12 protein-coding genes are annotated in these 10708 nt (G+C 61.2%); 5 read left to right on the top strand and 7 right to left on the bottom strand.

The genetic code is table 11. The features are described 5' to 3' along the window. Both GQE99_RS11910 and GQE99_RS11905 read right to left on the bottom strand, forming a co-directional pair. A partial coding sequence (locus GQE99_RS11910) for a hypothetical protein (protein WP_161351859.1) occupies nt 1–357 on the bottom strand: 357 nt, incomplete at its 3' end. A gap of 125 nt (nt 358–482) precedes the next feature. Beyond that, nucleotides 483–1466 (bottom strand): hypothetical protein, encoded by a 984-nt coding sequence (locus GQE99_RS11905; protein ID WP_161351858.1) that lies wholly within the window; start codon nt 1464–1466, stop codon nt 483–485. Nucleotides 1467–1946: 480 nt separating this feature from the next. On the opposite strand from GQE99_RS11905, the gene GQE99_RS11900 reads away from it, so the two are divergent. Next, a complete protein-coding gene (locus GQE99_RS11900) occupies nt 1947–2423 on the top strand; it encodes a hypothetical protein (protein ID WP_161351857.1) in 477 nt (158 codons plus the stop codon). Nucleotides 2424–2598: 175 nt separating this feature from the next. Here the strand turns inward: GQE99_RS11900 and GQE99_RS11895 are convergent, their stop codons facing one another. After that, nucleotides 2599–3078 (bottom strand): type II toxin-antitoxin system YhaV family toxin, encoded by a 480-nt coding sequence (locus GQE99_RS11895; RefSeq protein ID WP_161351856.1) that lies wholly within the window; start codon nt 3076–3078, stop codon nt 2599–2601. Beyond that, entirely contained in the window at nt 3075–3404 is a 330-nt protein-coding gene (locus GQE99_RS11890; RefSeq protein ID WP_161351855.1) for a type II toxin-antitoxin system PrlF family antitoxin, read from the bottom strand. Before GQE99_RS11890 ends, GQE99_RS11895 begins: the two co-directional genes overlap by 4 nt. 529 nt (nt 3405–3933) lie before the next feature. Here GQE99_RS11890 and GQE99_RS11885 point away from each other — a divergent pair. From GQE99_RS11885 to GQE99_RS11870, 4 genes are all read left to right on the top strand, one after another. After that, nucleotides 3934–4410, top strand: a complete 477-nt coding sequence (locus GQE99_RS11885; protein ID WP_161351854.1) for a hypothetical protein — start codon at nt 3934–3936, stop codon at nt 4408–4410. Between the two features lie 440 nt (nt 4411–4850). Next, on the top strand, nt 4851–5198 hold the full coding sequence (locus GQE99_RS11880; protein ID WP_161351853.1) for a helix-turn-helix domain-containing protein: 348 nt from the start codon (nt 4851–4853) through the stop codon (nt 5196–5198). Further along, nucleotides 5195–6445, top strand: coding sequence for a type II toxin-antitoxin system HipA family toxin (locus GQE99_RS11875; protein ID WP_161351852.1), 1251 nt, complete (start codon nt 5195–5197; stop codon nt 6443–6445). Before GQE99_RS11880 ends, GQE99_RS11875 begins: the two co-directional genes overlap by 4 nt. Before the next feature lie 911 nt (nt 6446–7356). Next, nucleotides 7357–8520: an HPP family protein gene (locus GQE99_RS11870; RefSeq protein WP_235917209.1), complete on the top strand. Its 1164-nt coding sequence runs from the start codon at nt 7357–7359 to the stop codon at nt 8518–8520. A 105-nt stretch (nt 8521–8625) separates the two neighbouring features. Here GQE99_RS11870 and GQE99_RS11865 read toward each other — a convergent pair whose 3' ends face one another. From GQE99_RS11865 to GQE99_RS11855, 3 genes are all read right to left on the bottom strand, one after another. Then, a complete protein-coding gene (locus GQE99_RS11865; RefSeq protein WP_161351851.1) occupies nt 8626–9189 on the bottom strand; it encodes a hypothetical protein in 564 nt (187 codons plus the stop codon). Nucleotides 9190–9274: 85 nt separating this feature from the next. After that, nucleotides 9275–9832 (bottom strand): hypothetical protein, encoded by a 558-nt coding sequence (locus GQE99_RS11860; protein ID WP_161351850.1) that lies wholly within the window; start codon nt 9830–9832, stop codon nt 9275–9277. Nucleotides 9833–10422: 590 nt separating this feature from the next. Beyond that, nucleotides 10423–10708 (bottom strand): hypothetical protein (locus GQE99_RS11855; protein ID WP_161351849.1); only part of this gene is annotated, 286 nt, incomplete at its 5' end.

Raw genomic sequence — 10708 nt, 5'->3', positions numbered from 1 at the left:
GCCGGCCACCGCGGCCGGCCGGGGGGCCTCGGGCCAGTCCACGACAGCTTGTTGCAGGTCTTCCAAGCGACGCTCGGTCGCGGGCGACCAGCCAGCGGGCTCAATCACGTCGAGGACTTCGAGCGCGTGGCCGCGGAGGTCCTCGAGGTGCAAGGACAGGCCATGCTCCTGCACGTGAGGGTGAGTGGCCGGGTCCTCAGCGAGGAGGGAACCGGCGGCGGCAAAGCCGGCCACCTCGGCAAACGTCATCTTGTAGAAGATGGCGAGGGCGGAGAGCAGGTTGTCCCCGGGCGAGACGCTGTGAAACGTGGGGCAGAAGGGCTGCCGCTGGATCGACAGGGGGGATGTCAGGTACATGAGGTGATCCTTTCAGGGTCAGGTCTTGGGTCGAAATCTGGCCTCGTGGGCCTTGGAAGGGGTTGGGCGCAGACCCCCGCGTGGTGAGGCGAGGGGCTGTTCCTTGCGGATTGGGGACGTCCGGCTCAGCCGGCGACCGGTGCCCAGAGCGCTGGCAGGGTGGGCACATCGAGGCCGCCGTAGCCGGCCGCCTTGAGGCAGAGGTCACGTCGCGTGCGGAACCGCTGGCGCGATATGATGGCTGCGGTCGCGAGATACCTGTCAGCCGCGGCCCGCGGGGCCTTGCGAGCCATATGAAGGTTCATCCCGATGGCCTCGAAGAGCCGCGCAAGGTGGCGCATGAGCTCGAGGCCCTCCGGGCTGTCGAGCCAGGCGTCGCCCGCGTCGATGAACGCGGTCATCATGCGCCGGAGAGACGCGCGCCCGTAGGCTGAGCCCGGAATGGATTTCGCGGAGTTGATGCCCGCCTGTGCGTCCATGACAAGCTCTGGGAACCTGGCCCGCACGTCGAGGTCGTAAACGGCTTTGTAGGCGGAATAAGACAGTATTGCGCGCGGGTCGCGTTTCGGCAGGGCGCCGATCCGCACCAGACTTGCTGCCAGCTTGCGGGGGTCCCACTGGATGTCCGCGAGATCCGTGACGAAGCCGTTGAACGCCTCGTGCCGAGCGCCCAGCACGGCGCGATCCGTGAGGCAGGCGCTCAAATGCGCCAGCTGCAAGCTCTCCTCGAAGGGAAGCTGGGCTTCCAAGAATGAGGTCTCGAGCGCGATGGCGATCTGCCCGCAGCGGGCGGCGCCGTCTGTGTGCCCGTGCGTATCGTTGAAGGCCTCACGGGCCTCGAAAACGGCGCGCGCGGTGTCCGCGTCGTCCGCCTGGGCAAGAACGGGGAAGAGCGCGTCGAATTGTGCCAGGATCGCCTCTGGCGATAGGTCAGTGGCGGGTCCCATAACATCGGGATACAGTCGGCAATCGAAGACCGGGGTCTTGCCTGGTTCAATCATGGCCACGCATTCTGCATAGCTCAGTCCCGCCTTCAGGGACATGTCGGAAATCAGGGTCTCGGTCCCTGGGGCGATCCCGGCTAGTGTTGCAATCGGAAGTCTCAGCATGATCAGCTCCTACGCTGTTTGGTGTCGCTGAACAGGACATCGGTACGTTTCGGCTGGATCGGAAAACGTCAGGCCGCGAAATGTCGAAAAATCGTGTATCGTGCTGAATTCAAAATAGAAAAAGTGCCGATCATGGCATGGAGGCTGCCAAGTTTTGCGTCTTGAGGCCCGTGTTCTGACATCTGCTCAGGCCCGAGAACATTGCCGCGACTGGGCTTCTGCCGAGAAATGCGAACGCGCTGCTGCTGCCCTTTTTCGGCGGCGAGGTGTGACGATGCAGAGGACCCCGAGGTCCGTTTGTTCGTCGTGAGACCACCAATCACGCACAGCAGGGCAAGTGTGGGTCATCGTAATGCCGAGGGACTCCGGAGCGGGTTCAGTGAGCTTCGAGGAAAATTTTTGCAGCGCCGAAAAACGACCCACGTCCTCCTCGACCCGATGATGTGGGTCGCAATTGAATCTGAAGAACAGGAGTCTGAAATGACCACGACTACAATCACCGCCGTCCTCGCCCTCTCCGTGATCGACGACATGTCCATTCGCGCGGAGATCGCGCTCCCGGACGGATTGTTGCCCGTGACGGTGGAGGCAGAGTTCTGCCCCGTCGAACGGGTGTCCCTCACCGGGGCCACGTTCCGTGATACGGGTGAGCCGGCTCTGGAGGCGATCCTGCCCTACGCGGCCGCGATCAAGGCCGCGATTTGCGATCGCCTCTACCCCTCCATCACCGTTGAATCTCTCACGCTGACGGATGGGGCTTTCGTCGATGCGACCGTCCAGCTGCCAGGTGTCGAGGGCCACGTTCGGATCCAGGGGGAGCGGTGTTTCGTCGACGGGCTGATGATCTACTCGGCCGAATACGTCCGCGACGGAGCGCCGGCGCTCGACGTCATTGCGGAACTTCGGCGACCGCTGGTTCAAGCGGTGTGCGACATCCTCGACTTCGACACCGCCTGAAGCGGGAACGCAGAGGGCCGCGGCGTCGATGGACTGCCGCGGTCCGAGGGCGAGGAAATCGGGGCGTTCATGGGACCGCCGACTTGCAAGATCCCCCCAAGCCTTCTGATTCCGGAAAAAGCTGAACCCGGGCTCAGGACCCTCTTCGCCGTTGCAGGGCCGATTGCCTTCGATATCAAGACTGATCGATCGGGGCGGCCCGTTCAATCAGGTCATTCCAGTTGCTCGGCGGATCGCCGGTCGCAAGGCGTTTCTGGAAGACTTTGTAGGCATCGGTCTTGCTGCCATAGGCCCTCTTGGTGCTTTCGTCGTTTACCCAGCCATAGATGATGATCTTGGATTTCGTGTCGTAGCGGAAGAAAAGGCGGAACTGCTGCAGGAACTTCGCCCGTTTCCATGCCCGGTGTTCCGGCCCGATCGTGTTGCCGAGATCGAAAGCAGAGGCGGTCGGATCCGACGGAATGACATCCTTGGTCAGCTTTTCGATGGCTGCCAGGATCTTCGTGGGAGCCTTCTTCTGGTAGGTTTCGGGATGTTTCTCCCTGAGGCCCTCGACGATCGAGACCAGGTCTTCATAGGCCTCAGCGAAGGCTGGATCCTGCAATAGGGTCCAGCCATTGACCACGAGCGCGCCGGGAACATGGGGATCGCTCATTCGTCGTCGAGTGGCGCGTCCAGATCGACGTCCATGCCTTCGACCAGTTCGGTGGCTTGGCGCGCTTTCTCACCGCCGAAGGGCTGCAGGCGCTTCGGGTCGTTGACCATCTCGCGCTCGAGGAAGCCGAGAAAGGCCTGCACCGCCGGGTCGACCCGATCACCCTGAGGCTCGGCTTTCTCCAGCACCACCTGGCCGTCCCGGATGATGTAGGCGATCTTGTCTCGCTTGCCGAGGTGCAGGGCCTTGCGAACCGCGGCCGGTACCGTGTTCTGATATTTGTCTGTCAGGGTCGCTTCGAACCGGGGCGTTTGCACGTCATTCATGTCGGTGCTCCTCGAAAAGTGTCATGCGAAAAGGTAATGCAAGCCCATTACCTTTTCAAGAGTCCAGCAGACGGTGTCTTTTCAGAGGCAGCCATTGGCAGCTGCCAATGGCGAATGTCTTGCATGCAGGGCTTTCTCGGCCTTGGAGTTTCACGAGCGGTCGTAAGGTCGATGATGCAGGATTAAGACCGCTTGGAAGAGCGGGTTGGTCCAGGTTCAGCTGCGTTACGCGGCCGACGCGTATGTCGGTCTCTGGAATGCGTGAAATGGGTCGGTTCATAACGTGCCATTCGCCTTGTCGCAGCCTGTTTTGAAGCCCGCAGGGAAGCGGGAGGTAGCGCGGCGGGCGCGCCCGAAAATCCGGACAACGCCACGGGATTCTTATCGTCTGTCTTGAGAGGCGACGCGTCCTGACCAGGGCGCGTTCAGTGAGCCCTGAGAAAAAATTTTGCAGTGCCGAAAAACGACCCACGTCCTCCTCGACCCGTTGATCCGGGTCGCAATTGAATCTGAAAACCAGGAGTCTGAAATGACCACGACTACAATCACCGCCCTCCTCGCCCTCTCCGTGATCGATGACATGTTCATTCGCGCGGAGTTCGCGCTCCCGGACGGAATGTTGCCCGTGACAGTCGAGGCAGAGTTCTGCCCCGTCGAACGCGTGTCCCTCACCGGGGCCACGTTCCGTGATACGGGTGAGCCGGCTCTGGAGGCGATCCTGCCCCACGCGTCCGCGATCAAGGCCGCGATTTGCGATCGCCTCGCCCCTTCCATTACCGTCGACTCCCTCACGCTGACGGATGGTGCTTTCGTCGATGCGATCGTCGAGGGGCCAGATGTCGAGGGCCCCGTTCGGATCCAGGGGAAGCGGTGTTTCTTCGAAGGGCTGATGATCGACTCGGCCGAATACGTCCGCGACGGGTCGTCGGCGCTCGACATCATTGTGGAACTTAGGCGACCGCTGGTTCAAGCGGTGTGCGACATCCTCGATGTCGACACCGCCTGAAGCGGGAACGCAGAGGGCCGCGGTGGTTGATTGGCGCCGCGGCTCGTGGGCGGGCAGGGGGCGGCCTAACCCAAGCCATCCTCGGTTCGCCCTTCGTCATGGCGTCGATCTGGCTGATAGAGGGGCACGTAGAATGGTGCCGCTTTTGGGTCGACACCTTGGCGGGCGGCGCGTGCCGGGGTCGCGCATTTCGGATCTTGGACACGTCTTGCTGGACGGTCCCGCGAAATCCAGTTGTCCGGGGCACTCTGGGATGCGCTTCATATCAACGCGCATATGCACGCGGGAGCAACCCATGATTCCCTATAATGTTGTACAAGGGAAACCTTATCGCTTATTGCGTTAAGTTGATGCAACGCTATATGAGAATGAAAATGGTGTTGCACTAGAGTGAATTGATGCGAACGTTAAGCTACATAATGTCCGGGTGAGGTTACGCTATGGCCAAAAAATTGATGACGCCGGCGTCAGTGAAGCGAGAGCTTCGCAAGATCGGAGACCGTGTGCGGGCGGCGCGACTGGCGCGCAATCTACCCATGCAGATCGTGGCCGAGCGCGCGATGACCACGCGCCAGACGATCGGACGTATCGAAGCAGGTGATCCCAGGGTTTCTTTTGGAACCGTGCTCGCGACGCTCAATGCACTGGGTCTGTTAGACACGGTTGCTGGCGTGGCGGCGCCGGCAAACGATCCCGTGGCTGATATGAGGGCCGCTGAGTTGCGCCATCGCCGAGCCCGCTTGCCGTCGACGACGAGCCGGAACAGAACTTCGGAAGACGGTACATGAGCCCACGGATAGAAATCCACATCGATTGGGAAGCCGGACGCACCTTGCTCGGGCACATGCGGCGGAAGCCCAGCCGTGGCGGTGAAATCTTGTCATTTGCCTACGCGCAGGATTGGCTCGACCATCCATTCAGGTTTGCGCTCGATCCCGAGCTGCCACTCACACCGGGTGAATACCACCCGGCCAATGGGCAGATGTTCGGCACCATTGGCGACAGCGCTCCCGACCGATGGGGACAAGATTTGATGCGCCGCCGCGAGCGACGCATGGCGGAGGTTGAAGGTCGGCGTCCCCAGGCTCTTCAAGATGTGGATTTCCTGCTCGGCGTGGCTGATATCTCCCGCATCGGCGCCATGCGCTTCCGGGAAGAAGGCACGGACGACTTCCTTGCTCCGCGCGATGACGGCGTTCCTGGCTTGGTCGAGCTCGGGCGGTTGCTTGAGGCATCGGACCGGATCCAATCGGACAAGTTCGACGACGAGGACCTTCGGATGATCTTCGCCCCGGGGTCTTCGCTCGGAGGTGCGCGGCCCAAAGCAAGTGTCATCGATACGCGGGGCAACCTGATGATCGCGAAGTTCCCGAAAGTCGATGACAGTTACGACGTCGAGATCTGGGAGGCCGTCGCTCTGACGTTGGCAGCGCGTGCGGGCATCAATGTTGCACCATTCGAACTCAAGTCGGTGGGCGGACGCAATGTGCTCTTGTCGCATCGTTTCGACCGACGCGGCGAGACCCGGGTTCCCTTCATATCCGCGATGGCCCTGACAGAACATCGCGACGGGGACGAGGATACGAGCTATCTCGAACTGGCGGAGGTGCTTTCAGCCGAAGGGGCGCATCCAAAACGTGACCGGGAAGAACTCTTTCGCCGGATCGGCTTTTCCATATTGGTATCGAATGTCGATGACCACCTTCGCAATCATGGCTTTCTGCGCGAAGGTGCGGCCGGGTGGGTCTTGTCCCCCGCATATGACGTCAATCCGGTGCCGCCGGACCTGAAGGCGCCGATCCTATCGACGGCCATCGATTTCGATGATCGAACGGCAGATGTCGGGCTCTTGCTCGAAACGGCAGGGGAATACGGCATCCAGACTGCACGCGCGAAGGCCATTCTCCGCGAAATCGCGGTGGCAACCGGTGCTTGGGCCGAGGTCGCCGCGCGGCTCACGGCGCGCGCGGCGGATATCAAGGCAATGGAAGGGGCGTTCGAGCATGATCGGCGGGAGACCGCCCTTAGGATTTAGGGCGCGAGCTTCTTGAACATCTTGAGGACTCTAATCTGATTGCTACTCGACCAGATTTGATCGCAACCGGTGATGCGCTGATACCTTCGCTGGGCGTGAAAAAAATCGAAAGAAGTTCACCAAAGAGTTTTGGGGTTCAAGAAATAGCCCTACCTTCTTCTTGTGACCGATGCGAAGGCAACTGCCGGCTCGGTCGCCTGCGCCAGAAAGGCAGTCCTTGTAGCGCCGTTTGCGGCGCGGTCATTTCCCCCTTGAGGGGTCAGGATGCTCTCGGTTTTGGGAGGCTTTCGGCGACATAATCCCCCGTGAGGGATATCGGCGCGGTTGCAGTTTTGTCTGCAATCGCGCCTTTCTTGCCTACGTGTCGAACGCGCGACAAGTGTGGCCCGCCTCGCACGGAAGGTGCCAAGGCATGCGCCCGGAATGTAGAAAAAACCAAAAAAGTTCGCCAGAAAGTTTTGGGCCTCCGAGAAACAGTCCTACCTTCTTCTTGTGACCGATGCGAAGTGAACTGCTGGATCGGTTGATCATACGCCCGAAAGGCTGTCCGCCGCGTTTCGCTCGCGGTGTGATTATTTTCCCCTTGAGGGGTCAGGATAACCTCGGTTCGTCCGAGAGTCTCTGGGTGTCATAATCCCCGTGAGGGATCCCCGGTGCGATTGCGGTTCCCGCTGCAATCGCACCTCTTCTACCAAGCATGAACAGAAGACGCATGACCGCCAGGTGCCTCGACCATTCGTGTGGCTGATGTCCTCCGGCCGAGCTTGGCGCGAGCGCCTTTCCACCCGCGGCCGCGGCAATTTTCGCTTTGGTCCGATGAGACTGTTGGCTCAGGGTCTCGAGCTCTTGCGCGGCTGCCGTAACGACAACCTGCTTGCAGGCCGGGCACTTTGCTGAAAATCAGAGCAAAGTTGAAACGAGGCATCGTCTTGTCCATCTTGCGTTCGCTCGGCCCGGTCGTCCCCCGCGCATCGACCCGTGAAGCCCTCCGGGCGGGTCTCGGCGCCCTTGTGGGTTTGGGCGTTACGGGACTGTTCCTCCTTTCGCCGCAGATCGATCCGGCGCTCGGGCTTTACCTGGTTGCGCCGTTCGGGGCGAGCGCGGTGCTGCTCTTCGCCGTGCCCAACAGTCCGCTGGCACAACCGTGGTCAGCGGTGGTGGGCAACACACTCGCGGCACTGGTCGGGGTCGCCGTCTGCATGTTCGTGGCGGATCCGTTGGGGCGGGTTGCCTTATCTGTGGCCTTGGCCATCGTCGTCATGATCCTTGCACGCGCGGTCCATCCGCCCGCAGGCGCAGTGGCAATGACGGCCGCGCTGAACCCGGAGGTCATCGAAACATTGGGGTTCCGGTTTGCGTTGGCGCCCATAGCAGTGGGGACGCTGGCGTTGGTGGCGCTTGCAGTGCTCTACGCAAGACTTACAGGGCGCCATTATCCGTTCCGGCAGTTCCACGACCGGAACCCGCATGGCACGGAGGACGCGGCGCCGAATGAGCGTCTGGGCCTCAGTGAAGAGGAACTGACGGGGATCCTCGAACGCTATCGGCAGTCCTTCAACCTCGGCGTCGAGGACCTCGCGCGGCTCATCGGGGCAGCCGAGGCTCAAGCCGTGACGCACAGGACCGGGCCGATCACGGCTGCGGACATGATGTCTCGTGATCTGGTGACGGTGGCGCCGGAAACATCGCTCGCCCAGGTGGCGCAGGAATTCCGCAGACATGGGTTCACGTCGCTTCCGGTGGTGACCGGGGACGGGCGATATCTCGGCGTGATCTTCCAGATCCACCTGATCATGCGGGCGGGCGACGATGCTGCGCGGTTGAAGCGGCGGTTCCTTCCCGCTTTTCGGCGACTTACCGATCGGCGTAGAGATCGACCGGTCGAGGCGCAGGACATCATGAGCGTTGCCGGACCGCGCGCGACTCCGACCACGCCGCTCGCCGCCCTCATGCCGATGCTCGCGGACCACGACGTGGATGCGGTGCCTGTGTTGAAGCACGGCCGGATCACCGGGATTGTGACACGCACGGACCTTGTTGCAGCGCTCGCACGGGCCGGCCTGCGCGACCGCTGATGCGAGTCCGGCTGGTTGTGGTCGACATCGGCGCCGCCCCGACAAGCCAGTCCGGCTGAACGTGTTTGCCGGCGCCATTGAGAACAAGGGACCGGTTTTCTGGGTTTACTGCCCCCAGTTGAAGCCAATTTCGGCGAGAATTCTCCGCCCGGGTCCATAATTGTTGACCCGGTAATCCACGATGACATCCCGGCCGCTCATATCGAAGTGACCACCATGCAACACGCCGGGAAGGCCGATTTCCCGAACACCAGGGAGGTGCAGCATCAGGGCCTCGGCGTCATGATAATTTCGATCGTCGAGATGTCGCATGATCTCGATCTTGAGATGATCTTCAAGGAGGTCACCGTGACCGGTCTTGATTGCCTGGCTTGCCTTTTCTTCAGGAATTCCCAGGTCGGCGGCGAGCTTGAGGAACGTGCCGCGAAAGCCCAGGCTTTTTTCGAGCCAAATAGTCGGTTCTTCATGGAATGCGCAGGCGTCTTCTTCGGGGAACCCCTCTGCGACGACCCCGTAGAACTCGAGAGACGGGTTGTCGAACTCGTTGGAGAATGCCGCATGGCAAAATTCCAGGACACTTTCGGCCAAGGCCTCCATTGTGCAATCGCTTGGCAGGGCGAAGTCCGCCTTGTCGAGCAGCAGGCCCTTGTTTCTGATGTCGTTCCCCATGACGAACTCCTCTGTTTGGGGTTTCCGGCGGCCAGAAGATCAGGCCGCCTTCCGGGTGGTCTGGTTCGGTGGCAGTTGGGCGACCTCAAGCGGCGCGCTTGAGATGCTCAATCCGAGGCAGTTTCAGGCCATTGCATGGCACGGTCTTTGCGTGCAGGTGATCCAGCCAGCGCCAAAGCGTTCGCTCGAACGGGTCGTTGCGCCGAATGAAGTCATCGGGGCGTTGGATGTCGCGCGTTATGAGGCACATATGCGCGTCGGGACATTGCAGAGCACCCCGCTCATCGCGAGGCCAGTAAGTGTCATGGAGGATGCCGATTGCGTCCGGAAAATATACCACTTCGCAGGGCCCTTGAATTTCACCTGCCTTTTGCATCGAGTGCAAGTGATCCAGAACGACGGTTGGCAAATACCGATCATACGCAATGGCCCGAGCGAACGCCCAGCGTTGCTCTGGTGCGATGGACGTGGACATGCACACCGGGCCCTTATCCATCGAACGCCAAGCGGCCGGATCAAGGGTTTGGTTGGCGATCGGATCACTCGCGAGGTCAAAAGCCCGGCCCCCGAGAATGTCTTCGATCACCTGAAGCGTCTCGTCCTCGTAAAGGCGGCGGACGGTCCGGACGGGTAACAGCGTCATTGCGTGCACCCCCGCGGCGAAATGGGCCTGACGCGGTTTCCGGACGTTGAGCGTCGTTCCATGTTGGCCTTGCTTGAGACCGGTGCAGACCTGCCGTGTGGTGGGCTGATTGGGCCACGCCGGCCGAACTTTCCGTGCTGCGTGATCTGCGGCCCTCCCGGACAACCAGCGTCCTTCAGCACGTCGACTGCAGGTGACCGGCGGCCGAGAACCTTCTGCGGCTCGATCTTGCAAGGTGATCTCGGATGAATGAGAGCACCGAGCTCTACAAGGTGGTCTGACTTAGTGGGCATGTGATCTCCAAATGGTCACAAGCAGGGCACCGCGCCCGGCTCTGATAAGGAGTTGGGTCGATTGTCCGATGGGAAAAACGGATTTCGGAAATCTCCGACTTTTTTTGAAACCGTTGGGTTCAGACGCCGCGAGCCCGGGGCGTTCAGCGTGTCGCACCGGTCAGGTGGTGCGGGCACGAAACAAAGCGACACCTTCCTGTGCGGATCTTTCCATGGGAACCCCGAGAACGCGTCCGAAGGCTCGTGTATATCGTGCTTTCGTTTTTGAGTTCACGGGTGGTGCAGATGTGAACGGCCTCAAGGAGGCGGCAGGACGCGCCCTGCATCAATGGCTTCGATCTCGGCCAATGTGCGCTGTTTGATGCGCTTGCCCCCTGGTGCGATGATCACGAAGCCGCGGTTGGGCGGGAACTTCTTCAGCGCCTTCGGGGCCCATTTCGTGGTTTCCGTGACCGCTTTTATCACCAGCCGTTCGAGCACCGGCCGGTCCTTCGCGAAACACGACGCGACATGGAATTCCGCGTTCATGAGAGGCGCCAGGCGCTCGAACGCGCGGAGAAAGGCCTGGCGTTGGGTTCGCCAC

The organism is Maritimibacter harenae (genome assembly GCF_009882975.1).
In the GTDB taxonomy this organism is placed as follows: domain Bacteria; phylum Pseudomonadota; class Alphaproteobacteria; order Rhodobacterales; family Rhodobacteraceae; genus Maritimibacter; species Maritimibacter harenae.
The sequence above is the reverse complement of the archived record's forward strand: the minus strand, read 5'-3'. Positions and strand labels throughout refer to the sequence as shown.